Genomic DNA, 25,953 nt, shown 5'->3' on the forward strand with positions numbered 1-25,953 from the left:
ATCCGGGCTGGCTATTCCAAATACGTCGTCAGTTGGGCGCCCTCATCCGCCACGAAGACCGCAATCAGTTCGGCCGGGTCCGTGGTGCTGGCATTGGCAGAGACCAGATGCGTAGTGCCCGGCGGCTCGAAGAAGGACTGGCCGACACCGAACGTCTCGACGGGGCCGCCGCCGAGCTGGGAGCGGATCTCGCCCTTGGTGATGTAAGCGGTCACGGAGCCGGCGTGCCGGTGCGGTCGAGAAAACCCGCCTGGCCCGTAGAACACGCGCACGATGGTGACACGCTTACCCGGCACGTTGGGCAATGGGTAGGACCCGATCGGCTCGACCTTGTCGAGTGACGAGCTTTCCGCAGCGGTGGCGCAGAGCGGCGCGAGTGCGCCTGATACGGTGCCCATTGTCACCGGCAGCACCTTGCCGATCGCAAGCGCGCAGGCAAGCCCGCCGACGACGGCCAACGCCGTCGAGCGCAATGGCACAGGGCGCGGCACGGCAACCAAATTCATTGCAGTCATGACAACCTTCCTCGTTGCAATCAGGACGTCGCGGCATTCGCCGCGACCGGCCGCTTCGCCGGCGTCCAGCGATAGGCCGCGCCAAACCGATTCCAAACATTGATCGAGGCGATTGCCGAGGTCAGGTACATCAGCTCGGCCTCCGAGAATTCACGCTGCACCTCGGCGTAAACCTCGTCGCCGAAGCCGTCGGCAAGCTGGGTCAATGCCTCGGCCCAGGCTAGTGCTGCCCGCTCGCGCGCCGAATAGATCGGCGCCTCGCGCCAGACCGCGACCAGATGGAGCTTGTCCGCGGGCACGCCGAGCCGCTCCGAGAGCAGGACATGGTGCTGCACACAGAAGGCGCAGCCGTTGATCTGCGAGGCGCGCAGCTTGATCAGCTCGAGAAGCTGCTTGTCGAGGCCGGCCTTGGCCGCAACCTGGCCCAGCGCAAGCACCAGATCGTAGGCGTCCGGCGCAATCTTCTTGAAATCCTCGTACTCGCTGCGGGCGTGTGACACTGCCGTTCACCTCGTGCTATTGGAAGGATGCTTACAAGTTATAAGAGCTCTTATATGATACGCAAGCCTGTCGACATCACAAGATCGCAACCGGGGCGGAAGACGCCCGGGCCGCCCAAGGATAGCCCGGTACACGTGCCCGCCCCTGGCGAAGGCAAGCGCGGCGAGCGAGGCTATCTCGGCTACCTCTTGCGTCAGGCCCATGCCGCAGTGCGGCTGAAGATGGAACGCACGCTGGCTGATCTCGGGGTGACCTCGCCGCAATTCGCCGTGCTGACGATGCTGAACGCCTATCCGGGACTATCAGGCGCCGATGTCGCCCGCCTCACCTTCCTGACGCCGCAGACCGTCGGGGTGATCATCCGCAACCTCGCGCGAGACGGCGCGATCCTGATGACGCCGCATCCCGTCCACGGCCGCATCCAGCAATGGACATTGACGCCGCGCGGCGCGACGCTGCTCAAAGCGTGCCGGGACCGCGTGCTCGAACTGGAAAAGCGTTTGGTGACAGGGCTCGACGGCAAGGCTGAAGTCACTGTCCGCCGTTGGCTTGCTGGCGTCGCGGCCGATCTGCACGACGAACCGACCATAAAAGGACAGGCTTGAAGCTGGGGATTTGAGAGCTGGCCTATCCGCCCTTCAAGGCTTTCTTAACCTCGCCATCCGGCCACGCCTCGCCCGCCGCAATGACCCGGACGCGGCTTCGGTCCGCAGCATTGACCAACACATGCGAGCTAATCCGGTCGCCACTCGGCTCCGGACGCAAATCCGTTTCAGGCTTCCAGCTCAGCGTCGCGGCGAGATCGCCGGGAAAAATCTGCCAGCACGATCCGTCGTCAAGCTCGACGACGTGACTTTCCGCATGGGCGCGTATCTTCATTCCACCCCGAGTCTCGTTGAAGAAGGCGGGCCCCGGCGATCGGCCAGGGCCCTGCTCCGTTAATCGTTGTCGTGATGAATCACGGTCTTGCTGCGGTTGCCGAGTTCATCTTCCTTCTTGATCACGGTGGTGCGATCGGCCGGTGCGCGCTCCTTGACGACGGTGGTGCGATCACGATCGCGGTCGCGATATTCGGGGGCCCGGCCAACTGTCACGCCGGCTCCGACCGGACCGGCATGAATGCCGACCTCATCCGCGAACGCAGGGGCCGCAATCGCCGTCACCATCGCAGCTGCAAACAGATACTTCCTCATCTCATTCTCCTCCAATGTGGTGCGGAGGGAATGCGGGAGTGCGACAATTTGTTCCGGGAAGACGTGACGTCTGAAGCCTGTTCCTCCTGTTCCGGGAACCGGCTCACAGACGCCACGTTTCCCGCTACAATGGCGGTATGAAACACGTTGATTCCTCGGCCAATCGCATCGCCCGCCGCGCTGTGCTCCAATCCGCGCTCGGCGCAGCCACCTTGCTGGCAGTGCCGACGAACGTCTTCGCATCGCCTCCTGGTTTCGACGAATGGCGCGAGGGTTTTCGCGCACGCGCACTGGCCAAGGGCATTTCGGCGGCGACCTGGCAGCGCGCGATGGCGCGGGTCGAGCCGGACATGAGCGTGTTCAAGCAGATGCGCAACCAGCCGGAATTCCACGAGCAGGTCTGGCAATACATCAACCGCCGCGTCTCTGACTGGCGCATCATCAACGGCAAGATCGCGCTGAAGAACAACGAGGCGCTGTTTGCGCGCATCGAACGCGATTTCGGCGTCGAGCGCGGCACGCTGCTGGCGCTGTGGGGCGTGGAGTCCGCCTACGGCGATCCGCTGGTGCAGCAGAACCACATGACGCCCGTTTTTCCCTCGCTCGCCGCGCTCGCCTGGAACGAGCCGCGCCGCAAGGCGTATTGGGAGACCGAACTGATCAATGCGCTGCGCATCGTCGACAGGGGCTGGAGTACACCGGAGGAGATGCAGGGATCCTGGGCCGGCGCCATGGGCCATTCGCAATGGATGCCGGAGGTCTGGCTGAATGTCGGCATCGACTATGATCGCGACGGCAAGATTTCGCCGTTCGGCAAGCCCGACGACGCGCTAGGCTCGACGGCAAAGTATCTGGTCAATCGCGGCAAGTGGCATCGTGGCGAGCATTGGGGTCACGAGGTCCGCGCATCCGGCGAGCTGAGCGGCAGCCGCACTTATGCGGCGTGGCAGGCAGCCGGCGTCACCCGCGCCGACGGCCAGGCATTTCCGCAGCCGAACGCATCCGCGCAGATGTGGACGCCGGTTGCGGGCGGACCGACGTTCCTGCTGGGCCCGAATTTCTATTCGGTGAAGAGCTACAATCCATCGATGAATTATGCGCTCGCGATCTGCCATCTCGGCGACCGCTGCCTCGGCGCGCCGCCCTTCATCCAGCCTTTCCCCGGCTCCGAGCGCGCGCTCACGCTGGCCGAGGTGCAGGAGATGCAGACGCGGCTGACCAAGGCCGGCTTTGACACCGGCGGCACCGACGGCCGCGTCGGCAACGACACCATGAAGGCGATCAAGGATTTTCAGCAGCGCGCCGGGATCACGCCCGCCGATGGTTATGGCGGGCTGAAGGTGCTGGCGAAGCTGCGGCAGGGATCGTAATAGCCTCAGTGCCGATACTGCGGCTCCTCGGCGTCGAGCTGGCGCCGGATCGCGGCGAGATGCAGCCGCGCCGATTCGGAATCGCCGTCGCGCATCTGCCTGTAGGTCTCGGCCGCAATCGCGGGATCAACGGGTAGCACCTTCCGGCCTGTCGACATCGCCAGCACCTGCACTTCGGCGGCACGCTCGAGATAATAGAGATCGTCCCAGGCTTCCGCGATGGTTGGCGCCAGAACCATCACGCCGTGATGCTTCATGAAGACGATGTCGGCATCGCCCACGGCGGACGCAATGCGCGCGCCTTCGCGGTTGTCGAGCGCGAGGCCGTTGTAGTCGCGGTCGACCGCCGTGCGGCCGTAGAATTTCAGCGCGGTCTGCCCGGCCCAGATCAAGGGATCGCCCTCGGTCATTGACAGCGCTGTGGCGTAGGGCATGTGAGTGTGGAAGGCGACCTTCGCGCGCGGCAGGCGCTTGTGCATCTCGGCGTGGATGTAGAACGCGGTCGCCTCGGGCTCGCCTTCGCCGTCGAGCACGTGGCCGTGGAAGTCGCAGATCAGGAGTTTTGAAGCGGTCAGTTCGCGGAAGGCGTAGCCGTAGGGGTTGACCAGGAAGAGATCGTCATGGCCGGGCACCACGGCCGAAAAATGGTTGCAGATGCCCTCCTCAAAGCCATTCCGCGCAGCCATCCTGAAGCAGGCGGCGAGGTCCTCGCGCGCGGTGCGTATCGCATCGGTCGCGAGGTCCGGCCGGTTCGAGCGAACGGCAGCGGGTGAGGAGGCATGAAGGCTGTGTGCCATGGCGAAGGAAACTTCTTTCAGGCAGGAGACGGCAGCGTTTTACAGGGCGCACGCCTGCGCGTCAGCCCCTGCGACCGCCACCCTGCCCTGCGCGTCTCACGCCCGCCGCGGCACGCCGCCGGCATTCATGCCGCCGTCGATCACGAGCTCGCTGCCGGTGACGTAACGCGAGGCATCTGAGGCCAGATACAGCACGCCGGAAGCAATCTCCGCAGCCTGACCGGCGCGGCCAAGCGGGGTTGCGACCTTGGCGCGCTCCTCCGGATCGATCGGCGCGTTCTGCCCCGCGCCGGTCGCGCCGGTCGGGATCTTGCCCCAGATCGGCGTGTCGATGATACCTGGATGCACGGAGTTGACACGGATGCCGTCGCCGACCGCCGCGCACTCCATCGCAATCGACTTGGCGAACAGCCGCACGCCGCCTTTGGTCAGCGAATAGGCTGAGAGGCCCGGTGCGCCGCGCAGGCCCGCAAGCGAGGACATCATGACGATCGAGCCGCCGCCATGCTTGCGCATCAAGGGCAGGCAATGTTTCACCGAGAGAAACACGCCGTCGAGGTTGATCGCATTCTGCTTGCGCCAGTCAGCGAGCGTCATGTCAACGATCGAGGGCACGGCAATGCCGATGCCGGCATTGGAGACCAGGATGTCGAGGCGACCGTAACGCTTCGCGATCTCAGCGACGATCTCGATCCAGCGCTCCTCGCTGGTGACGTCCTGCTCCAGGAAGATCGCCTTGCCGCCCGCCTTGACGATGCGCCTGGCGAGCTCGGGGCCGCGCAGCTCGTCGATGTCGGTGGCGATGACGGTGGCGCCCTCGCGCGCGAACACCTCGACGATGGCCTCGCCAATCCCGGACGCGCCGCCCGTCACCAATGCGACCTTGCCCTCAACCTGCCCTGCCATGTTCATTCCCTTTTTTGTTGTTTGAAGTCTGTTGTTTTCGGCCGTCACCTGATCACGGCTGGCCCCTGGTCCGGTAGTGCGACGTCGATGACGCGAAACTGCACGCGCTCGGCGCCCTGATAGCGATCGACCGACAAGGAGCCCGCGACATGCAGCTGCTGGCCACGATTGGCGAGCAGCGCATTGCCGAGCTTTTGCCCGACCGAGCGGAACGCAATGCCGTTGACGATGGCGCCGTCCCCGGACTTGAATCGCAAACGCAGATGCGCCTGTCCCACCTCGTCGGCAAAGACGAGCTGATGCGCCGGCAGCGCCAGCACGGCTTCCGGATTGCCGCTGCCGAAGGGACCTGCCCGATTGAGCGTGGTCGCAAGCTCCGGTGTCACCGCGCGCGCCGAGACCGCGCCGTCGATGTAGAGCTCGTTGACATGGCGCGCTTCGGCAACGTCCTGCGCCAGCGCGTTCTCCAGATAGGCGCGGAATTCAGCAAGCTTGTCCTTCCGCAGCGTGACGCCCGCGGCCATCGCGTGGCCGCCGCCCTTGAGCAGAATGCCATCAGTGACCGCCTGCCGCACCGCCCTGCCGAGATCGACGCCGGCGATCGAGCGGCCCGAGCCGGTACCGATACCGCCGGGCTCGAGCGCAATGGCAAAGGCGGGGCGCGAGAACTTCTCCTTCAGCCGCGAGGCGACCAGGCCGACCACGCCGGGATGCCAGCCTTCGGATGCGGTGACGATGACGCCGAGTTTGTCTTCCAGCCCAATCGAAGCAAGCGCCTCGGCTTCGGCCTGCGCTTCTGCCGCCTGCTCGATCACTCGGCGCTCGCTGTTGAGGCGGTCGAGCTCGGCCGCGATCCGCGCGGCCTCGACGCTGTCGCCCTCGAGCAGAAGCCGGACGCCGAGATCGGCGCGACCGATCCGGCCGCCGGCGTTGACGCGCGGTCCCAGCATGAAGCCGAGATGCCAGGCCTCAGGCGGACCATTGAGCCGCGCCACGTCCATCAACGCGGTGTGGCCGACATGGTCGCGTCGCCGCATCGCAATGAGCCCTTTGACGACGAAGGCGCGGTTCAGGCCGATCAGCGGCGCGACATCCGCGACGGTGCCGAGCGCGACGTGATGCAACATGCCGAGCAGATCGGGCTCGGGCATCTCCGCGTTCCAGAAGCCGCGCTGGCGCAGCTCGCGATTGACCGCGACCAGCGTGACCAGCACGAGACCGACGGCGGCGAGATGACCGAGGCCGGAGAGATCGTCGAGCCGGTTCGGATTGACCAGCGCATCGACCTCCGGCAACTCCGTGCCGGCCTGATGGTGGTCGATCACGACGACGGACATGCCGAGCCGTTTGGCTTCCGCCAGCGGCTCGATGCTGGTGGTGCCGCAATCGACGGTGACGAGCAACGTGGCGCCCTTGGCTGCCAGCCCGCGGACCGCTTCGGTGTTCGGGCCGTAGCCCTCAAAAATGCGGTCGGGAATGTGGATCAGCGGATCGAGCCCGCAATGGCGCAGATGCCAGGCGAGCAGCGCCGCCGAGGTCGCGCCGTCAACGTCGTAGTCACCGAAGATCGCGACCGTCTCGCCCTTCGCGGCCGCATCCGCGATCCGCTTCGACGCGGCTTCCATCTCCGTCACGGTAAACGGATCGGGCAACAATTTTCGGATGGTCGGATCGAGGAAGTCAGGCACCGCGTCGATGTCGATACCGCGGCCGGCCAGCACCCGCGCCAGCAGTTCCGGCAGCTGATGACGCTGCACGATGGCGAGCGCCGTGGCCGCGCCTCGCGCATCCAGCCGGTTGCGCCAGAGCTTGTCGGTGAGCGAGCGCGCCACGCCCAGGAAGGCCTGAGGCATTTCGACGGGCAAGGCGGTGGCGGGCGGCGTCATGATTGAGAGGGTCTCGGGACTCTGGGCTGACGCGACTGCGCGGCGTCCAGCTGGCGTAGGGATTGGCCGGCAATCCTCCGGGAATTGCAACGGCAGCGGCGCACAAAGCGGTGGATGGCCCGGCCGGAGTGACTACCATTTAGGCACTCCGCCGAACAGCAAATTAAGCAGGCGTTAGTTTGAATCCTGGAAAAAGACTCGTATTCGATCTGTAATTTGTTGTTCCGGGTTCGTTGCAGATCAGACCTCATTGCCAAGGGAAATTCCCCGATGTCTGCTGCGCTGGGTCTGAAAACCAAGCCGATCACCGCCGAACCGGCGCCGACGACGATTCCGACATCTCTGCGCTGATCAATCGCCTGACCGCGGAGGTCAACCAGATCGCGGTCGACAAGACCAAGTCGATCCAGCAGATCACCAACCAGATGAAGATGCTGGCGCTAAACGCGCTGATCGAAAGCTCGCGGGCCGGCGCGCAAGGCGCGGGCTTCGCGGTGGTGGCGCAGGAGGTGCGCGGCGTCGGCCAGCAGGTCGAGACCATCGCGCGCGAGCTCGAGACGCAGCTGACGAAACGCACCGGCGATCTCGTCGCCTCGATCGACCGCATGAGCCAGCGGTCGCGCGGCGAGCGCATGATGGATCTGTCGCTCAACGCGGTCGAGCTGATCGACCGCAACCTCTATGAACGCACCTGCGACGTGCGTTGGTGGGCGACCGATTCCGCAATGGTCGATTGCGCGGCCTCGCCGGCGCCTGCCGCTGTCGCCTACGCGTCGCAGCGCCTCGGCGTCATCCTCGGCGCCTACACCGTCTATCTCGACCTCTGGCTCTGCGACCTCGACGGCAACGTCATCGCCAACGGCCGGGCCGACCGCTTTCGCGTCGTCGGCCAAAACGTCGCCCACACCAAATGGTTTCGCGAGGCGAAGACCTTGCGCTCCGGCGACGACTATGTTGCCGGCGACATCGAGAACCAACTGCTGCTCGGCAACGCCCAGGTCGCGACCTATTGCGCCAGCGTGCGCGCCGGCGGCCAGCTCAACGGCGCGCCGATCGGCGTGCTTGCCATCCATTTCGACTGGGAGCCGCAGGCGCGCGCCATCGTCCAAGGCGTGCGCGTCGGCGACAGCGACAAGGCCCGGGTGCTGCTGGTCGACTCCCATTTGCGCGTGATCGCCGCCTCCGACGGGCAAGGCATTTTGAGCGAGCGCATCTCGCTATCGCTCAATGGCCAGCGCTCCGGCTTCTACCAGGACCGTTCCGGTTCGATGATCGCCTTCCACGCGACGCCGGGCTACGAGACCTATCGCGGGCTCGGCTGGTATGGCGTGATCGTCTGCGCCGCGTGAGGCTGGAGCCGTCCAACACCAAACCTTGAAAACAACCCCATGCACAGTAGCCGCGGGGTGGTTTTGGTCATGGATTTCATGTCCGACCCTCAAGGCATTTGACACGTCGGGCAAAACACCGGCATTCTGCAATGATGGCCTCATTCGAGAGCGAGGCTGCCCGGACCGCTAGGCGCTAGCGGTATCGTTCCCGGTCAACGTTGCAACTCCGAGCGTCTGCGACGGGCGCTCGCCGAACATTGCAAAGTAGTATTGAGCGAACCGGCCGAGCTCGTAAAAGCCCTGCTCCATCGCAACGGCCGCCACGGTGGTCGAGCCGGGTGCGCTCTCGCGCAGAATGGAATGAACGGCGCAGAGCCGCTTGTGCCGGAGGAAGCTGACCGGACCGAGGCCGAACACTTCCTGAAAGGCTCGGTGCAAGGTCCGTCGCGATACGTCCAGCGCCGCGCAGATCTCCGAGACATGGACCGGGCGCGTGCCGGCTTCGTCGAGATACTCCTCGGCCCTGCGGATCAGCCGCCTTGCCGAAGGCGGCCAGCCGTTGTCGTCAGGTGGCAGCGACGACATGACGTTGGCGGCCATGCAATCGACGATCGATCGTTTCCAGAAATCGGCGGTCGATGGCGTCAGGCCGGACTTCTGGGTCCGCAGATGAGACATGATCCGAATCAGGCGGTGTGACGCTATCGGCCCGGTCTCGAGGTCCGCGCGGAGATGGCCGCGGCTGCGCCAGGTATCAGGGTCGCTCAACCGCGCCTCGCCACCAAATAGCGATGCAACCTCGTTGATGTCGAAGCGCATCGCCGCGTAAGCGGACGCGCCGTGAAAAACCCCGTCATGCTCCAGCAGCGGCGGAATGACGAGCACGTCGTTGAGCTGCATGTCGAACGACCAGTGCGCGACACGATCTTCGGCGGCGAGAAGCATCCCTATGATCAGCTTGTCGTCGCTGGAAGCGCGCTGCGTGCGCATGCCGACGTTGAAGGTGCCGATGCTGAGTGAGAACTCACCAATGCCGACATGGGACAACGTTCCACGCAAACGCCCGCGGCCGAGCTGCATCACATCGACATGCGAACCATGAACGGCCTGATGAAGTCCTTCGAAACCGTCCAGCTTGCGCGAATCAACCAGAAGGAATTGCCCCATGGCTGTACGCTGTTACTGAAGCGCGACAATTCTGCGGCAGGCCGCAGCAAAATACCACCAAAGCGCGAAGTTGGTGCGACAATCTGCCTTCGCGTTTTGAGACAAACGCTAGCGAAAATCCCAAATTTGACTGGAATTTCAGCTTAGTTTCAGTGCTTCCGACGTGGGGCGTTGGATCTCACCCAGTGCTCCCGCATACCTGGCACAAACTGCACATCACAGCCGTCCAATGTTCAGATACCGTTCGCAACCTTAGCGATATAGATCGAAGGTGCTCTGCGAACGGCAGAGCGCATGCGGCGGGGGTTTTGCCGCGTGCTAGAAGGCATGCGCGCGATGGGAAAGAGACGTTGACGCAATGAAGCGTCGTCCTCTCCTCCAAGCGCCAAAAAAGAGGAGGCCAGACAATGCGTCCAACCTGCCGGTCAATGTGCCCTCGCCGATCTCTGCCGAAGTGTGCACCATAGCGTCAGGTCGAATGCGCGTAGCGGAGTTTCCACCATGTTGCGGGCGGATATGGATCACTGCGAGTGGTTGCCGGATGACGTGAAGACCGGCGAGATGGTCTTCATTTCTGGCGGAACGTTTCGCATGGGGTCCGACCATCACTATCCCGAGGAGGCGCCGAGCCATCGCGTCTGCGTCGATGGTTTCTGGATCGACCGCACGCCGGTCACCAACCGGCAGTTCAAGCAATTCGTCAACGCGACCGGCCATGTTACTGAGGCGCAGATCGTTCCTGATCCCAACGACTATCCCGGCGCGCTGAAAGAGATGCTCTATGCGGGATCGCTGGTGTTCTCGCCCCTGCCCCGCATCACCGATCTCACCGACTGGAGCCAATGGTGGTCGTTCTTGCGCGGCGCGAACTGGCGCCACCCTACGGCCCTGGCACCAACATCAGGGGTCTCGACGACCATCCGGTCGTGCATGTCTCCCACAGCGATGCGGCGGCTTATGCGCGCTGGGCCGGCAAGGATCTGCCGACCGAGGCGGAGTGGGAGTTCGCCGCGCGCGGCGGCCTCGAGGCCGAGGAGTTCGCCTGGGGCGATGCGTTGATGCCGGGCGGCAAGCACATGGCCAATATCTGGCAGGGAAACTTTCCTGTCCAGAATCTCGGCGAGGATGGGTTCGAGCGTACCTCGCCGGTCATGGCCTTCCCGCCGAACGGCTATGGCCTCTAGGACATGATCGGCAATGTCTGGGAGTGGACCTCCGACTGGTGGTCGGCAAAGCACGCCGCTGATGCCGCAAAGCCCTGCTGCATTCCCCAAAATCCCCGAGGAGGTCGTGAGGATGCGAGTTACGACCCTCGCCTCCCCGACATCAGGATTCCGCGGAAGGTGCTGAAGGGCGGCTCGCATCTCTGCGCGCCGAATTACTGCCGCCGCTACCGCCCCGCTGCGCGCCATGCCGAGCCGGTCGATACATCGACCAGTCACGTCGGATTCCGCTGCGTGGTGCGCGGACCGATTACCATTCGTCAGGAACGGGAAGGAAACGCTGCAAGGTAGTGCGACCACCTTTTGGCTCTCCGGGGCAGCGTCGCCACCAGCCGCGACAAAACCTGCCGCTCGAATATTGAAGGAGGCGTCGCGCAGCTCCAATGACCGGAAACAAGGCCAGCAAACGCATGTTCCGCATCGGCTTCCGGACATCGATCATCACGGTGTTCGTTGGCGTCGTGCTGCTTGTCGGCCTGACGCTGGTCTATCTCAGCTTCGAACGCGTGACCTCGATGACCCGGACGGCGGCTTCCGGCTTCATCGAGAAGGTGGCGCAATTGGGTGCCGATCACGTCGACGAGCAGTTCAAGAATGTCCGCGACAATCTCGACATTCTCTCCGGCCTGCCGCCGATTCAGAAGGCCGACATCGCCGACAATCCAGGGCTGTACAGCGTGATGGCGGCGATGCTGCGCAACAATCCGCAGCTCTTCAATCTCTATGTCGGCTACGAGGACGGTTCGTTCATCGAGATGGACGTGATCGACCGCGCCAGGCCGGCGTTCCGCGCGAGCCTGAAGGTCGATCAGGATGCGGCGTTCCGGCTGGTCGTGATCTCGCGCGCGGCCGGCGGCGCACCGGTCACGCAATATCTGTCGGAGAACCTGACGCAAGTTGCCGAAGTCCCCGGCCCCACCGGCTACGACCCGCGGCAGCGGCCCTGGTACGTGGAGGCGTTCAAGAACGACAAGACGCTGCTGACGGGGCCGTACGTCTTCTACGCCACGGGCGAGCCCGGCTACACGTTGCGGACGCCGCTGAAAGAAGGCCGCCGCGGCGTCGTGGCCGGCGACATGCTCCTGAACCGGTTCGAGGACATGCTGGCGGCGCAAAGGCTCGGCCAATCGGGGCAGGCGTTCCTGTTCAACGATGCCGAGCGCATTGTTGGCCATCCCGAGATGAGCCGCCTGATGGCGGAGACCCCGGAGCGGCAGGATGACCTGCCGCAGATCGGCGCGCTCAAGCTGCCCGCGCTGGTCCCGATCATCCGCTCCTGGCGCGATGGCGGATCGGCGCAACAATTCTTCGACGACGACGCCGGCCGGACCTATATCGCGGCGGTCCACCGGCTCGACACCACCGGCTCGGCCAATGTCCGGCTCGCGGTCATCGCGCCGCTCGACGAATTCTACGCCCGGATCATCAACGAGCGCCGCACGCTGTTCGCGCTGGCGCTGGCCTTCGTCGGCGCCACGCTGCCGTTTGCGTTCTGGCTGGGGTCGCGGATGGCAGAGCCGCTGCGCAAGCTGGTCGAGGAAACCGACGCGATCCAGCGCTTCGACATCGCGGAACGGCCGCGCATTCATTCCGCCATCGCCGAGATCGAGGAGCTCGCCCGCTCGGTCTTCACCATGCGCAGTGTGGTCAGCAGCTTTGCGAGCTTCATTCCGCGCCCGATCGTGCGGCAGCTGATCGAGACCGGCTCGTCGCTCCGCCTCGGCGGCAGCAGGCGCGAGGTCACCGTGCTGTTCACTGATGTCGCCGACTTCACCGCCAAGACGGAACGGGCCGACCCGTCGCAGGTGATGATTTTCACCTCGCGGTATTTCGCCGCGCTCTCGGACGAGATCATGCGGCACCGGGGCACGGTCGACAAATATATCGGCGACGCCGTGATGGCGCTCTGGAATGCGCCGGCTGACGATCCCGATCATACGGTCAACGCCTGCCGCGCCGTTCTCGCCTGCCTTGCGGCGAACGAGGCCCTCAACAAAGAGTTTCAGCGCGAGGGCTGGCCGTCTTACGAGACGCGGTATGGGCTGCATGTCGGCGACGCAGTGGTCGGCAATGTCGGCTCCAGCGACCGGATGAACTACACCGCGCTCGGCGCCGCCGTGAACCTGGCCTCGCGGCTGGAAGGCCTTAACAAGAGCTACGGCACGCGCGTACTGGTCAGCGCCGCGGTCCGCGCGCGCGTGGGCCACGCGTTCCTGTTCCGCAGCGTCGACAGCATCACGCCGAAGGGATTTGCCGAGCCGATCACGGTCAGCGAACTGCGCGGCGAGTTGGCGCAGGCCAATGAGGGCGAGATCATCATGTGCCAGCGCTGGGACGAGGTTTTCGCGGCGATTGCGCAGGATGGCGCAGCGGACACTACGCTGGTCCGTCTCTCCGGCTTCCTGCATGACTATCCCAAGGACGGCATCGCGGAGTTTCACGCCCAGCGTTTTCGCGAGGCGCCCCGGGACACAGGAGCTGCGGCATAAGCACCCGCCTGATCAGCCGTCGGCAATCGCCGGCATCAAGCACCGCCGTCCACGAACGCGACCGGCGTTCCTTTCGAGACGCTGGCTGCAACACGTTCGGCGTCCCAATTGGTGAGACGCACGCAACCATGCGATTGCCCCTTGGAGATATTCTGCGGCGACGGCGTGCCGTGGATACCGTAGCCGTCGGCGAGATTGATCCACATCGTGCCGACCGGGTTGTTCGGGCCGGGCCTGATCTTGAACGGCTTTCGGGAATGAACGCCCTTGAAGTGATAGGCGGGATTGTAGCGATAGGTTGGATTGGGATCGATCTCGGTGACCTTCAGCGTGCCCGAAGGTGACGGCTTCTCCTCGCTGCCCACACTGGCCGGATAGAAACCGATCAGCGCATTCGACTTGTCGAACAGTTTTACCGTTTGCCTGACCTTGTCGATCTCGACCCTGTCGGCCTTCACGGGCGCAGCGCTTCCGCCGTTGCTGGTGTCGACTACGGTGATGGTCTCACCGGCGCGGTCGAAGTGGCGCCCGGGGTTGAGCGCCGCCAGCAACTGCTCGCTCATGTGAAATTTCTCGGCCAGCGCTTCCCGCGGACTGGTGTAACCGAGCCTCGGGATGTCTTTCATCGCCTCCATCTTTGCCGGAAGCTTGCGCAGGAACGGGCCGGCGACGTCCTTGTCGGTAATGGTGTAGGTCGCCGTCAGCGGCCGGTCGTCCGCCTTCAGCGCCTTCCAGACGTCGTCCGTCAGCTCATCCGTACCAGGCAATTGCCGTGCTTCCGCATAGGCGCGCAGTGCTTTCCTGGCGTTCTCCCCGAATTTGCCGTCGATCTCGCCCGGCGAGAAATGGGCCCTGTCCAGCAGCACCTGCAGACGCACGCCCGCCGGGGTCGGCTTGTCGTTCGACAGGGTCTTCTTCGAGGGCTCCGCGGAACCGATCGCGGCCACGTCCATTCCGGCGGCGAACGCCGGTGCGGCCGCCAAGACCAAGAGCGTGACCGCGAAAACAATCTTCGCTGCCGCACGGAGCGGCGCCTCCTCGATCATGTTCCAGCTCCGACGCGGGGACATTCGTCGGATGGGCAACTCGACTCGATCGCGGAAGTTTCCAGTTTATCCCGAAAAGCGCGCCGGCCCGGATCAGCCGAGCCGTCGCCCGGCCATCTCCGCCGCAAGCAGCACCGCGGCCCGGCTGGCGCCGGTCGATGCGACGCCCTGCCCTGCGATGTCGTAGGCGGTGCCGTGCGCGGGCGTGCAGATCGGAAACGGGAAGCCGCCGAGCAAGGTGACGCCGCGATCGAACCCCATCAGCTTCATCGCGATCTGGCCTTGGTCGTGATACATCGTCAGCACCGCATCGAAGGCGCCGGCCTTGGCGCGCAGGAAGACGGTGTCGGCGGGAAACGGGCCCTCTACGGCGATACCCTCGCGCTGACCGGCTTCCACCACCGGCGCGATGACATCGATCTCCTCACGGCCGAAATTGCCGCCGTCGCCGGCGTGCGGGTTGAGCCCGGCCACCGCGATGCGCGGGCGCGCAAAGCCGGCATTGCGCATGCAGCCATCTGTCAGCTTCAGCGCACGCTGGATGCGTTCGGCGGAGAGCTTCGCAGCCACATCCCTGAGCGGAATATGCGAGGTCACCCGCGCGTTCCAGAGCTCGCCCAGCACGTTGAATTCGCTGGCCGGCGTCTTGAGGCCGGCGACCTCCGCGGAGAACGCGATCTCGTCGTCATAGTCGGCGCGGGCATACCGCATCGCCTGCTTATTGAAGGGGTGAAGCACACGGCATCGACGCGGCCATCGCGGGCGAACTCCAGTGCGTGGCGGTAATTCGCGAGGGCGAATTTTCCGCCGGCCAGGGTCGCAGTCTTCGGCTGGACCTCCTTGGGATCGAGATGGCCGAGATCGACGAACAGCGCATCGCCCTTCGCCGCGCGGAAATCACGCCCCTGCTCCACCCTTGTCAGCTCCGGGGCGATGCCGGCGACGCGTGCCCCCTCGTCGAAGATGCGGCGGTCGCCAATGACGACGAGCCGGGCGCGGGCCCGGATCTCGTCCAGCGCCACGAGCTTTGCCGTCAGCTCCGGGCTGATGCCGGCGGGGTCTCCCATCGCGAGAGCAATGAGCGGCTTTGCGGTCATATGATCACCTTTTCCTGGGCTGGCGTGTCGGTTGCCGGGGACGCAGGCTTGCGAAAGAGCCGCGCGAGCTGCAGCACGAGCGGAAGCAGCAATAGCGCGAGGCCGGCCACGACCAGGCACGTCACCAGCTTGTTGGCAAAGAATATGCCCAGTGATCCCTTGGACATCAGCATCGACTGGCGGAACGCATCCTCGGCCTTGTCGCCGATGACGATCGCGAGCACCAGCGGCGCCAGCGGATAAAACAGCTTCTTGAAGAGATAACCGACAATGCCGAAGCCGAGCATCATGACGACGTCGAGATAGGAGTTCGACACCGAGTAGGCGCCGACGACGCAGATGATCACGATCAGCGGCGCGATGATCACGAAGGGAATCCGCATCAAGGCGGCGAACACGGGCACGGTCAGCAGCACCAGCGCGACCGCGACGATGTTGCCGACATACATCGAGGCGATCAGGCCCCAGACGAAATCCTTCTGGTCGACGAACAGCATCGGTCCGGGATTGAGGCCCCAGATCATCAGCCCGCCCATCATGACGGCCGCGGTGGCCGAACCGGGAATGCCGAGCGAGAGCATCGGCAACAGCGCGCTGGTGCCGGCCGCGTGATCGGCGGTCTCGGGCGAGATGATGCCTTCGACCTCGCCGGTGCCGAAATAGCGGCCGCGCCGCGAGAAGCGCCGCGCGATGCCGTAGCTCATGAAGGATGCCGCAGTCGGGCCGCCCGGCGTGATCCCCATCCAGCAGCCGATGGCGGCGCTGCGCAGCAGCGCGACGCCGTGCCGCGGCAGGCGGCCGACCGCGCGGAGCACCTCGCGCCAGTCGATCCTGGAGGAGACAGCGCGGGCGTGAAACTCCTCCTCGACCGCAACCAGGAGCTCGCCGATGCCAAACAGGCCCATCACCGCGACGACGAAGTTCACGCCCTTGACCAGCTCGTCGATGCCCATGGTGAGACGGACGCTGCCGGAGACGGTGTCGATGCCGATCGCGGCGATCGCAAAGCCGATCGCGAGCGCCACCACGGTCTTGATCGGCGCGGCGCCGCCCATGCCGACGAAGCTCGCGAAGGCCAGAAAATAGACCGCAAAATATTCCGGCGGGCCGAAGGCGAGCGCGACCTGCGCCACCCATGACGCCAGGAAGGTGATCAGGATGACACCGATCAGCGCGCCGAACGCTGCCGAGCCGAAGGCGGTGGCGAGCGCCGTGGTCGGCCGGCCGTCGCGCGCCATCGGATAGCCGTCGAAGGTCGTCGCGACCGAGGACGGCTCGCCGGGGATGTTGAACAGGATCGAGGTCACCGAGCCCCCGAACAGCGCGCCCCAATACATGCTGGAGAGCAGGATGATCGCCGATACCGGCTGCATGCCGAAAGTGAGCGGCAGCAGCAGCGACACTCCGTTCGGCGCACCCAGCCCAGGCAGCACGCCGACGAGAATGCCGAGCAGCACGCCGACGACCATCAGCGCCAGATGGGGCACCGTGACCGCAATGGTGAAGCCGTGGAAGAGCTCCGAGAGATTGTCCATCACCCTCTCCCTCAGAATCCGAACGCGGCGGCGAGCGCGCCGTGCGGCAGGCTGACCTGGAACATGCGCTCGAACACGACATAGAGCGCGAGCGCCGTCGCTGCCGCCGTAATCGCCGCACGCAGCACGGATTGATGACGGGGGATCGCGAGCACCGCGAAGACGTAAGCGGCCGACGCCAGATACATCCCGAGCAGCGGGATCGCCGCGACGAAGATCGCGGCCGGCACGAACAGGCCCGCCAGCCGCCGCAGCTCGATGGACGTGATCGCGATCGGCACGCTGGCCAGCGACGCAGCCGGCACGACGCCGCGCACCAGATTGTACAGGCTGCCGGCGACGATGATGATGCCGGTCAGGAACGGGAATGTGCCTGAATCCACGCCCGCACTCGACCAGCCGATGCCGTTGTCCAGACTCTGGACCACCACCGCAACACCAAAACTGCCGGTAAGGATGGCGGTCGCAAGTTCGAGCGCGCGTCGTGAGATCATGGAAGGCTCCGGTCGAGCAGCGGACAAGGGCACTTCAATTGCGCAAGCGCACCCCGCCTCACTTGACCAGCCAGCCCTGCTCGCTTGCGACCTGCCTCAGGTGCTCGAGATCCTCCTTGATGAACTTGTCGAACTCGGCTCCGGTAAGGAAGGTGTCGATCTGCGAACTCTTCTCGATGTAGTCCTTCCACTCCGGTGTCGCCTGCACCTTCTTCATGAGGTCGACATAGTATGCCGCCTGGTCCGGCGTGACCTTGCCGGGCAGCCAGACCGTCCGCGGCTGCTCATATTGCTTGATGTCGAGGCCCTGCTCGACGCAGGTCGGCACGTCGCTCCAGCCCTCGGTCGCAGTGATCTTGGGGCCCTGCGGCAGCCGCTTCGGGCTGAAGGCGCAGAGCGGACGCTGGGTGCCGCCGCGCCACTGCCCGAGGCTTTCGCTGGGATTGTTGACGTGGGAATCGATGTGCCCGCCGGCGAGTTGCACGGCAGCCTCGGCGCCGCTCTTGAAGGGGATGTAGGTCAGCTTCACATGACCGGCCTTCTCGATCATGCGCGTCAACACCTCGTCGGTGTCCTTGGACTGCGCGCCGCCCATCTTGAAGTCACCCGACGCGGCGGCTTTGAGATAGTCGCCCGCCGTCTTGTAGGGCGCGTCCTGCTTGACCCAGAGCAGGAACTCGTCCTGCGCCATGGCTGCAATCGGGGTGAGATCGGTGTAGTTGAAGGCGACCTTGGAGACGAGCGGCTGCTGCCAGGCGTTCGAGGTGCCGAAGATCACCTTGTAGGGATCTCCCGCGGATGCCTTGCCGTAGACATAGCCTTCGGCGCCGCTGCCGCCCGCCTTGTTGACGACGACGATCGGCTGGTCCGTCAGCTTGTACTTGGTGATGATGTTCTGCACCGCGCGGGCGATGTTGTCGGTACCGCCGCCCGGGCCTGCGGTCGCCACGAACTCGATCGGCTTCTGCGGCTGCCAGGCCGCGAGCGCCGGCGCGCTGCCCAAGGCAACAGCCGCACCGACGGTCAGCAGAAATAACGACGTCCCACGCATGATTTCCTCCAACTGATTTTTTCTGTTTTGTTTGACCAGTCGTCTCGACGTCCGTTCAGGCGACGCGTTCCCTGCGCTCCCTGGATGCCGAGACGATCGCGCCTTCTTGCTCGAGCGCTTCGATCTGCTTGTCGTCGAACCCGTGCTCGGCCAGCACCTCGCGGGTATGTTCGCCGTAGACGGGCGCGCCCGACAGCACCTTGCCCGGCGTTTCCGAGAACTTGACCGGCAGCCCGATCGTCTTGACCGGGCCGAGCGTGGAATGCTCGACCTCGACGACCATCTCGCGCGCCAGCGTCTGCGGATCGCTGAGCGCCTCCAGCATGTCGTGCACGGGGCCGCATGGCACGCCCTTGTCGTCGAGCGCCGCGAGCCAATGCGCGCGCGTTTGGGTGCGGAAGCGCTCGCTCAAGACGGCTTCAAGCTCCTTCAAATTCGCCATGCGGTCGGCGCCGTTGACGAAGCGCGGATCGGCGGCGAGCTCGCTCGCGCCGAGCGCTTCCAGCATCAGCAGCCAGTGCTTCTTGTTGGCCCCGCCAACCACGAGCCAGCCGTCCGAGGCCTCGAACGCCTGGTACGGCGCGTTGAGCGGATGCGCCGAGCCCATCGCGCGCGGCGCCGTGCCGGCGGCGAGCGCGATGGTCGATTGCCAATAGGTCTGCACCAGCGCCGCCTCATAGAGCGAGGTCTCGACCCACTGCCCCTCGCCGGTCTTGAGGCGATGGGTGTAGGCGGCGAGAATGCCCATGCTCGCGAGCAGGCCGGCGGTGATGTCCGACAGCGGCGGGCCGCATTTCACCGGCGGGCCATCCGGGCGTTCGCCGGTAAAGCTCATGATGCCGCTCATGGCCTGCGCGACCAGGTCGAAGCCGCGACGGTGCTTGTAGGGACCGGTGCGGCCAAATCCCGACAACGAGCAATAGATCAGCGCCGGGAATTTTCCGTGCAGCTCTTCATAGCCGAACCCAAGGCGCTCCATCGCGCCGGGCGCAAAGTTCTCGACCAGCACGTCGGCGTCCGCGATCAGCCGCCGCAGCACCGCCTTGCCGCCATCGGTCTTCAGATCCAGCACGATGCCGCGCTTGTTGCGGTTCATCATCAGGAACGAGGCGGCCTCGTCTCCGATCCTGGGCGGGACCGAATGACGGGTGTCGTCGCCGTTCGGCCACTTCTCGATCTTGATGACGTCTGCGCCCATGTCGGCGAGCATCAGGGTGCAGGTCGGCCCTGCCATGACATGGGTGAGATCGATGACCTTGAGGCCGGCGAGCGGGCCCGCGCGGCGTGAGGTGGATTGCGGTCGATCGCTTTGCATCACGGGACATCCTATTGACCGCGCCACTGCGGGGCGCGCTTGTTGAGGAAAGCATCGAGCCCTTCGCGAAAGTCCTGGCTCGTGTAGCACATCAGGATGAGGTCTTCGCCCTCATCGCGCGTCAGCCGCCGTTGCAGGCGTGCCACCGCCTGCTTGGTCGCGTTGAGCGTCAGCGGTGCATGGCCGGCAACAAGGCGCGCGAGCTCGTCGGCACGCTTGTCGAGCGCTGCGAGATCGTCGACGACCTCACCGAGCAGCCCGACGCCGGCGGCCTCCGCGGCATCGACCAGGCGCGCGGTGAAGATCAAATCCTTGACCCGTGCCGCGCCGATCAGCGCGGTGAGACGGCTGACGTTGGACATCGACAGGCAATTGCCGAGCGTGCGAGCGATGGGAAATCCGATTTTCGTGCTTCTCGTCCCGATGCGCAGGTCGCAGGCAGCGGCTATCCCCGCGCCGCCGCCGGTGCAGAAGCCGTTGATCGCCGCGATCGTCGGCACCCGGCATTGCTCGAGGGTGGAGAGCACCCGGTCGATCCGGCTCTCGTAGTCGATGGAGTCCTGCGGGGTCTTGAATTCGCGGAACTGGTTGATGTCGGTGCCCGAGGCAAAGGCCTTATCGCCGGCCCCGCGCAGCACCAGCACCTTGATGGACCGATCGTCGTTGGCCTGCTCGCAAATGGCAGCGAGCCGCTCATACATGGCGAAGGTGAAGGCGTTGCGCGCCTGCGGGCGGTTGAAGGTGATCCGCCCGATGCCGTCCCTGCATTCAAAAACGAGGTCGTCCGCCTCTACGGTCTGGTCCATTTCCTCGATCCCCGTTGTTTTTTGTATTTTTGAATGCAAAATTTTGGATTTTCAAGATATAATTACATAACTTTGGTCTATTGGGTCACTTTTGCATTCAAAAATAGAGAAATCCCATGCTGCATGAGGAGGTCGTCGGCCGTATCCGCGACATTCTGCTCGACGGCGAGATTCCGCCGGGGGCGCGGATCTCCGAGCGCGAGCTGTGCGAACGGCTCGAGATTTCGCGCACGCCGCTGCGCGAGGCGCTCAAGGTGCTCGCTGCCGAGGGCCTCGTGCAGCTCCTGCCCCATCGCGGCTCGCGCGCGGCAAAACTGACGGACAAGGACATGCGCGACCTCTTCGAGGTCTGCCAGGGCCTCGAAGCGCTGGCCGGCGAGCTCGCCTGCGAGCGCATCAGTGATCACGAGATCGCGGAGATCGCGGCTGCGCACGCAGCGATGGTGCAGCATTATCGCGAGGGCGATCTGATCCAGTATTATCGCGGCAACCGCACCATCCACGAGGGGATCGTCAATGCGGCCGGCAATCCCGTGCTCACCGGGCTCTATGCGTCGGTGACCGCGCGCATCCGCCGCGCCCGCTACGTCACGCCGATGACGCCGCAGCGCTGGGCGTTTGCCGTCAGCGAGCACGAAGCGATCCTGAACGCGCTCCAGCGCCGCGACGGCGCCGGCCTTTCCCACGTTTTGCGCGCCCATCTGCGCCACAAGCGGGAAGAGGTTTTGCAGGCGGGCTTTGCGGAGACGGAGGCGACTGAGCCCACGCTGAAGATCGCGTGAGGCGCCACCTCCCCGGCTAGGCGCGATTGCCGAACAGATCGAGCGTGATCGACCGCAGCCAGCGATGGGCGGGATCGCGATGATAGCGCTCGTGCCAATAATGCGCGATCTCGATCCGCGGCAATGCCACCGGTGTGCTGAACACGCTCATGCCGAGCGGTTCGGCAACGATGGCAGCCAGATTGGCGGGCAAGGTCGCGACACCATCGGTCTGCGATGCCACGATCGCGCCTGCGATGAAGCTCGGCACCTGCAACAGAATATTCGTGCGAGCGATCGCGCGCGTCAGCACGCGCTGCGTCTCGAGATGGGCCGCATGGCCGGTCTCCGAGGCCGTGATCAGGATGTGCTTCTCCTCCAGAAATCCCCGGCGCGTGCGCGCCGCCGCCGGCCTCGGATGACCTCGCCTGACGACGCTCGCGTAGCCGTCCGAGTAGAGCCGCTGGGAGCGAAGATGCCCCGCCGCGCGCGGCAAGGCGCCGAGCGCAAGGTCCGCCTCTCCCGACTCGAGCTTGAGGGCGAAATGCCGGGAGTCGAGCGGGATTGCGCGCACCTGAACGCGCGGTGCGAGTTCGGAAAGGCGCGCGACCAGAGGCGGCAGGAACCGCACCATGCCGACATCGGTCAACAGCAGGCTGAAGGTCTTCTCGGATTTCCGCGGATCGAATGGCAGCCGCTCCTGCCACAACCGGTCGGCCATCTCGAGCAAGGCGCGGACCTGGGCCGCCATCTCGACGGCGCGCGCGGTCGGCTGCACGCCGCTGCCACGTCGCACGAACAGGGGATCGTCGAAGCGCAGCCGCAAGCGCGCCAGCAGCTTGCTGATCGCCGGCTGCGTAGTCTCGAGGCTCACGGCCGCGCGCGTGATGCTGCCCTCGCGGATCAGCGCGTCGAGCACGCGAAAGTCGCGAAAGTCGATCCCGGAAGATTCCATTTTCGACATATGAAACATTCCCTCGCGGCTATGGATCGAGCTTCGCCCTTTGCTATCCTGCAGTCGACCGAACGGCCGGAACGGCCACGCGGACACGGAGGACGCCATGACCAAATTCGTGATCGAGTCGCATTTCCGCCTGCAGGAATGGGTGGCCGAGGAGAAGGGCTACTTCCGCGACGAAGGGCTCGACTACGAGTTTCGCGAACTGATCCGCTCGACCGAGGGCCAGCACCACAACAAGGTCAATGAAGGCGCCTTCCAGAGCATCGAGAAGGGCCGCAAGGCCGACGTCAGCTGTGCCTGCCACTGGACCGTCAACGTCGCTGCCTCGAACGGCCACGCCAAGCTCTACGCCGACGTCTATTCGGTCGCGCCCTCTGGCATTTTCGTTCCGGCGGATTCGAAGATCCGCACCCCTGCCGATCTCGCCGGCGTGCCGATCTCGGTTGGCTTCCAGTCAGGCAGCCACTATTCGACGATCCAGGCGCTCGAACCGTATCTGGCGCCGGGCCAGATCAACCTCACCTTCGAGGACGGCATGCTGTTCCGCCGGATGGAGCTGCTGTTCGAAGGCAAGAGCGAGGCGGCCTCGCTTTTCAACGGCCCCTATTATTTCGCCGAGCAGCTCGGCTATCGCAAGATCATCGACACCACATTCATGATCGCATCCATGATCAACGGCGATCCGGCGCCCGAGGACGTCAAGCGCTACTTCCGCGCGCTGAAGAAGGCCCAGCGCGATATCGACCTGCGTCCGGAGCTTTTCACCCGCTACTACAAGAACGAATTTCCGGACCGATTCCACGCCACCATGGACACCAGGCGCTGGGGGCCCGGCGAACGGATCGTGTTCGAACCCTATTCACGCGAGATCTACGAGCAGTCGTTCGACTGGATCGAGAAGCACGGCATCTTCGAAGCCGGCACGATGGGCAATGGCGCCTACGACAAGGCCACGGTCGCGTTCGGCAGAATCTGAGGCTCGGAGAGGACGTGCGCTAGCAGCCGAGCTTGTCGGCGATGCCGCCAAAATCCTTGGCGACGATGTCCCAGTTGCCGGTCGCCTCGAAATCGACCTTCTGCAACGGGCCGTACTCGGTGGGCCGCGCCACGAACGCGGTCTTCAATCCGTACTTCTGCGCGGCGGCGAGATCGCCATTGTGGGCCGCGACCATCATAACCTGGTCCGGCTTGAGGCAGAGCAATCGTGCCGCGCCGAGATAGGTTTCGGGATCGGGCTTGTAATGCTCGAACAACTCGGCCGACATGATGAGATCCCACGGCAGACCAGCGAACTTCGCCATGTTGGTCAGCAGCGCGACATTGCCGTTCGACAACGGCGAGATCACGAACCTTGTCTTCAGCCGCGTCAGGCCGGCGACGCTGTCCGGCCACGGATGCAGGCGATGCCAGCCCCTGGTGAGATGATCGAGATCGGCCTCGGTGAGGCCCTTGATCGCGAACTGCTCGACCAGCTTCTCCAGCGAGCGGCGATGCAGATCGTCGAGCATGACATAGCCGCGCTCGGGGTGCTTGCGCACGTCGTCCATCGAGGCCGAGTACACGGCGCGCCAGCCGTCGACCAAAGCGCTCCAGTCGGCGCTGATGCCGCGACCCTTCGCCCACCACATGAAGTCGGTGATCAGGCTGGTGCGCCAGTCCACGACCGTGCCGAACACGTCGAAGACGAGGGCTTTGACGGCGGAGAGATCGGATGTTGTACCCATGGATGGCTCCGTTGATGTTCGGTCGCACCGGTTGGCCCGGTTCAGATCGAGGGCTTTAAAGCATGGTCATTCTCATGCAACAATAACGCTAGCCCGCATTTCTCACACGACCGATTGCTCAGCGACGGAGGATAGGAGGATTTGGCAAGGCAACGGGGAGCCGTGGCGCTGAAGGCGCAGCCGGCGATTTGGTTTTGAATGTCTCCGTTGGGCCTGTTGGTGATGCCGCCGATTGAGCGCGTCGCAGCGTCGCGTGTCAGGCCGGCGAGGCGCGAGCCTTGGCGGCTTCGGCCAGGCGACGAGCCGCGTGTCCCCACGGCTGAGCGGCTGGGCAGGCCGAGGCCATGGCGATCCTGATGCGGCGGACGCTGATGCGCACCAGTGCGCCGATCTTGAGGAGCTTGAGGCGGATGGTGCCGCAGGTGGCGTCCGCAAAGGTGGTTTCGGCAAGGCCGATGCGCCGCAGGGCACAGATCAGCACATAGGCCATCGAGGCGAACCACAGCCGCAGCTGGTTGGCGCGCATGGTGGCGGCCGAGGTGCGGTCGGCGTAGAGATCGAGTTGGCACTCCTTGATGCGGTTCTCCATGTCGCCGCGGGCGCAGTAGATGTCCTCATAGAGCTGCCGCACGCCCGCCGCGCTGCGCTTGAGCGAGGTGACGACGAAGCGCGGATTGGCCTCGCCTTGCGTCCACTCCGCCTTGGCGACGACGCGGCGCTCCTGGCTCCAGGTGTCGCGCGTACGCCATTGGAAGTCCTTGAAGCGGCGTGCCGGTTGGCCGGTCGTCTCGGCTGTGGCTCTCGCCGCGGCGAGCTCCTCCTCGATCATGGCGACCAGGCGCGTGTTGCGGGCGAGCCCGAACAGATAATCCACGCGGTTTTGCTCACACCACGCCATCAGCGCCTCGCGCGCAAAGCCACTGTCGGCGCGCAGCACGATGCGCACGAACGGCCAGCGGGCGCGGATTTGCCGGACAATCCGCGCGATCTCCGCGACACTGCCTGCGCTGGCATCGATGTCGGCGCGCCGCAGCTTGGCCGCCAGCAGATGCCGGCCGCAGAACACGTACAGCGGCAGATAGCAGTAGCAGTCGTAATAGCCGTGGAAGAAGCGCCCCTCCTGATGCCCGTGCAGAGGATCGTCGGTGGCGTCGAGATCGAGGATGATCTGCGGCGGCGGTCGCTTGTGCGCCTCCAGGAACAGCGTCACCGGCAACGCCTCGATCGCCGCCGCGTCGTAGGCGATCTTGTGATAGCGCGAAGGTTCCTCCCGGCCCAGTTCCAGCCGGTTCAGCGTCGACTTGCCGGCCACCGGTGCGCAGTCCTCGCGCCTGGCAACAAGCTTGCCCGCCAGCACCGCCATCAGCGGGTCGTGCCGCAACTCGTCGTGATCGTTGATGTCTTCGTAGCCAAGTGCGATGCCAAAGACCCGCTGTCCGACCAACGTTCCGACTGCGTGCTCGATCAAGTCCACCCGGCGATGATCGCGAAAGCAATCGGCAAAGCGCCCCACCAGATCAATCGCCCGATCAGACGCGCCCAGCAGCAGCGCGCCCGCATCCGACGTCACCAGGCCACCATCAAAAGCCGCTTCCACGATGCGGCCTTCCACCTCTCCAAAATCAAACCGTTCTGCGCTACACTGTGCCGGCATCGGGGCATTCCTTGAATCACCGCGAAGTCCTTCTCGCAAAAGAACTTTCGCTGATTCGCGCCCCGATGCGCCTCAACACTGTGAGAAATGCGGGCTAGTCCGCCGCGGCAGACAGGTCCGCGACGAGCGAT

The 25,953-nt window shown here is 64.8% G+C and carries 23 protein-coding genes and 2 pseudogenes; 7 read left to right on the plus strand and 18 right to left on the minus strand.

The genetic code is table 11. The annotated features are described in order from the left end of the window. Positions 1 to 11: 11 nt before the first annotated feature. Positions 12 to 515 carry a cupin domain-containing protein gene (locus ACTGJ9_RS25965; RefSeq protein WP_456673413.1) on the minus strand — a complete coding sequence of 168 codons (504 nt, stop codon included), beginning with the start codon at positions 513 to 515 and terminating at the stop codon, positions 12 to 14. Between the two features lie 20 nt (positions 516 to 535). Next, complete coding sequence (locus ACTGJ9_RS25970; RefSeq protein ID WP_456673414.1) at positions 536 to 1,015, minus strand: carboxymuconolactone decarboxylase family protein; 480 nt, start codon at positions 1,013 to 1,015, stop codon at positions 536 to 538. Between the two features lie 54 nt (positions 1,016 to 1,069). Here ACTGJ9_RS25970 and ACTGJ9_RS25975 point away from each other — a divergent pair, with 54 nt between their 5' ends. Beyond that, positions 1,070 to 1,621 carry a MarR family winged helix-turn-helix transcriptional regulator gene (locus tag ACTGJ9_RS25975; RefSeq protein ID WP_456673415.1) on the plus strand — a complete coding sequence of 184 codons (552 nt, stop codon included), beginning with the start codon at positions 1,070 to 1,072 and terminating at the stop codon, positions 1,619 to 1,621. 22 nt (positions 1,622 to 1,643) lie between these two features. Here ACTGJ9_RS25975 and ACTGJ9_RS25980 read toward each other — a convergent pair whose 3' ends face one another. Continuing rightward, the gene (locus ACTGJ9_RS25980; protein ID WP_456673416.1) at positions 1,644 to 1,895 is read right to left on the minus strand and encodes a hypothetical protein; all 252 of its coding nucleotides are present in this window, start codon (positions 1,893 to 1,895) and stop codon (positions 1,644 to 1,646) included. A 59-nt stretch (positions 1,896 to 1,954) separates the two neighbouring features. Then, on the minus strand, positions 1,955 to 2,209 hold the full coding sequence (locus ACTGJ9_RS25985; RefSeq protein ID WP_456673417.1) for a hypothetical protein: 255 nt from the start codon (positions 2,207 to 2,209) through the stop codon (positions 1,955 to 1,957). Between the two features lie 137 nt (positions 2,210 to 2,346). Between ACTGJ9_RS25985 and ACTGJ9_RS25990 the strand changes: the two genes are divergently transcribed. After that, on the plus strand, positions 2,347 to 3,579 hold the full coding sequence (locus ACTGJ9_RS25990; RefSeq protein ID WP_456673418.1) for a lytic murein transglycosylase: 1,233 nt from the start codon (positions 2,347 to 2,349) through the stop codon (positions 3,577 to 3,579). Positions 3,580 to 3,584: 5 nt separating this feature from the next. Here the strand turns inward: ACTGJ9_RS25990 and ACTGJ9_RS25995 are convergent, their stop codons facing one another. From ACTGJ9_RS25995 to recJ, 3 genes are all read right to left on the minus strand, one after another. Continuing rightward, positions 3,585 to 4,376 (minus strand): aldolase, encoded by a 792-nt coding sequence (locus tag ACTGJ9_RS25995; protein ID WP_456673419.1) that lies wholly within the window; start codon positions 4,374 to 4,376, stop codon positions 3,585 to 3,587. Between the two features lie 96 nt (positions 4,377 to 4,472). Continuing rightward, positions 4,473 to 5,282, minus strand: coding sequence for an SDR family NAD(P)-dependent oxidoreductase (locus ACTGJ9_RS26000; RefSeq protein ID WP_456673420.1), 810 nt, complete (start codon positions 5,280 to 5,282; stop codon positions 4,473 to 4,475). 44 nt (positions 5,283 to 5,326) lie between these two features. Then, complete coding sequence (recJ, locus tag ACTGJ9_RS26005) at positions 5,327 to 7,168, minus strand: single-stranded-DNA-specific exonuclease RecJ (RefSeq protein ID WP_456673421.1); 1,842 nt, start codon at positions 7,166 to 7,168, stop codon at positions 5,327 to 5,329. 233 nt (positions 7,169 to 7,401) lie between these two features. Between recJ and ACTGJ9_RS26010 the strand changes: the two genes are divergently transcribed. Continuing rightward, positions 7,402 to 8,517, plus strand: coding sequence for a methyl-accepting chemotaxis protein (locus tag ACTGJ9_RS26010; RefSeq protein WP_456673422.1), 1,116 nt, complete (start codon positions 7,402 to 7,404; stop codon positions 8,515 to 8,517). A gap of 168 nt (positions 8,518 to 8,685) precedes the next feature. Here the strand turns inward: ACTGJ9_RS26010 and ACTGJ9_RS26015 are convergent, their stop codons facing one another. Next, a complete protein-coding gene (locus ACTGJ9_RS26015) occupies positions 8,686 to 9,666 on the minus strand; it encodes a helix-turn-helix domain-containing protein (RefSeq protein WP_456673423.1) in 981 nt (326 codons plus the stop codon). 591 nt (positions 9,667 to 10,257) lie between these two features. Between ACTGJ9_RS26015 and ACTGJ9_RS26020 the strand changes: the two are divergent. Further along, positions 10,258 to 11,180, plus strand: a pseudogene (locus ACTGJ9_RS26020) (formylglycine-generating enzyme family protein). 92 nt (positions 11,181 to 11,272) lie between these two features. Beyond that, positions 11,273 to 13,378, plus strand: a complete 2,106-nt coding sequence (locus tag ACTGJ9_RS26025) for an adenylate/guanylate cyclase domain-containing protein (RefSeq protein WP_456673424.1) — start codon at positions 11,273 to 11,275, stop codon at positions 13,376 to 13,378. A gap of 35 nt (positions 13,379 to 13,413) precedes the next feature. Here ACTGJ9_RS26025 and ACTGJ9_RS26030 read toward each other — a convergent pair whose 3' ends face one another. The 7 genes and pseudogenes from ACTGJ9_RS26030 to ACTGJ9_RS26060 form a co-directional block, all read right to left on the minus strand. Continuing rightward, positions 13,414 to 14,424 carry a L,D-transpeptidase family protein gene (locus ACTGJ9_RS26030; RefSeq protein WP_456673425.1) on the minus strand — a complete coding sequence of 337 codons (1,011 nt, stop codon included), beginning with the start codon at positions 14,422 to 14,424 and terminating at the stop codon, positions 13,414 to 13,416. 93 nt (positions 14,425 to 14,517) lie between these two features. Then, positions 14,518 to 15,521: pseudogene (locus tag ACTGJ9_RS26035) on the minus strand (4-hydroxythreonine-4-phosphate dehydrogenase PdxA). Then, positions 15,518 to 17,056, minus strand: coding sequence for a tripartite tricarboxylate transporter permease (locus ACTGJ9_RS26040; RefSeq protein WP_456673426.1), 1,539 nt, complete (start codon positions 17,054 to 17,056; stop codon positions 15,518 to 15,520). The pseudogene ACTGJ9_RS26035 and the gene ACTGJ9_RS26040 overlap by 4 nt, the downstream one beginning before the upstream one ends. A gap of 11 nt (positions 17,057 to 17,067) precedes the next feature. Continuing rightward, positions 17,068 to 17,550, minus strand: a complete 483-nt coding sequence (locus ACTGJ9_RS26045; RefSeq protein ID WP_456673427.1) for a tripartite tricarboxylate transporter TctB family protein — start codon at positions 17,548 to 17,550, stop codon at positions 17,068 to 17,070. A 58-nt stretch (positions 17,551 to 17,608) separates the two neighbouring features. After that, positions 17,609 to 18,601, minus strand: a complete 993-nt coding sequence (locus tag ACTGJ9_RS26050; RefSeq protein ID WP_456673428.1) for a Bug family tripartite tricarboxylate transporter substrate binding protein — start codon at positions 18,599 to 18,601, stop codon at positions 17,609 to 17,611. A gap of 55 nt (positions 18,602 to 18,656) precedes the next feature. Then, positions 18,657 to 19,916, minus strand: a complete 1,260-nt coding sequence (locus ACTGJ9_RS26055) for a CaiB/BaiF CoA transferase family protein (RefSeq protein ID WP_456673429.1) — start codon at positions 19,914 to 19,916, stop codon at positions 18,657 to 18,659. An 11-nt stretch (positions 19,917 to 19,927) separates the two neighbouring features. Then, positions 19,928 to 20,722, minus strand: a complete 795-nt coding sequence (locus ACTGJ9_RS26060) for an enoyl-CoA hydratase/isomerase family protein (protein WP_456673430.1) — start codon at positions 20,720 to 20,722, stop codon at positions 19,928 to 19,930. A gap of 116 nt (positions 20,723 to 20,838) precedes the next feature. Here ACTGJ9_RS26060 and ACTGJ9_RS26065 point away from each other — a divergent pair, with 116 nt between their 5' ends. Next, positions 20,839 to 21,504 carry a GntR family transcriptional regulator gene (locus ACTGJ9_RS26065; RefSeq protein WP_456673431.1) on the plus strand — a complete coding sequence of 222 codons (666 nt, stop codon included), beginning with the start codon at positions 20,839 to 20,841 and terminating at the stop codon, positions 21,502 to 21,504. A gap of 16 nt (positions 21,505 to 21,520) precedes the next feature. On the opposite strand, the gene ACTGJ9_RS26070 is transcribed toward ACTGJ9_RS26065, so the two are convergent. Next, on the minus strand, positions 21,521 to 22,447 hold the full coding sequence (locus ACTGJ9_RS26070; RefSeq protein ID WP_456673432.1) for a LysR family transcriptional regulator: 927 nt from the start codon (positions 22,445 to 22,447) through the stop codon (positions 21,521 to 21,523). 97 nt (positions 22,448 to 22,544) lie between these two features. Between ACTGJ9_RS26070 and ACTGJ9_RS26075 the strand changes: the two genes are divergently transcribed. Next, entirely contained in the window at positions 22,545 to 23,420 is an 876-nt protein-coding gene (locus tag ACTGJ9_RS26075; RefSeq protein ID WP_456673433.1) for an ABC transporter substrate-binding protein, read from the plus strand. Between the two features lie 19 nt (positions 23,421 to 23,439). On the opposite strand, the gene ACTGJ9_RS26080 is transcribed toward ACTGJ9_RS26075, so the two are convergent. Both ACTGJ9_RS26080 and ACTGJ9_RS26085 read right to left on the minus strand, forming a co-directional pair. Beyond that, positions 23,440 to 24,168 (minus strand): haloacid dehalogenase type II, encoded by a 729-nt coding sequence (locus ACTGJ9_RS26080; RefSeq protein ID WP_456673434.1) that lies wholly within the window; start codon positions 24,166 to 24,168, stop codon positions 23,440 to 23,442. A 256-nt stretch (positions 24,169 to 24,424) separates the two neighbouring features. After that, positions 24,425 to 25,822, minus strand: a complete 1,398-nt coding sequence (locus tag ACTGJ9_RS26085) for an IS1380 family transposase (protein WP_456673068.1) — start codon at positions 25,820 to 25,822, stop codon at positions 24,425 to 24,427. Between the last annotated feature and the right edge of the window lie 131 nt (positions 25,823 to 25,953).

This window comes from Bradyrhizobium sp. RDM12 (assembly GCF_051917485.1).
Classification (GTDB): domain Bacteria; phylum Pseudomonadota; class Alphaproteobacteria; order Rhizobiales; family Xanthobacteraceae; genus Bradyrhizobium.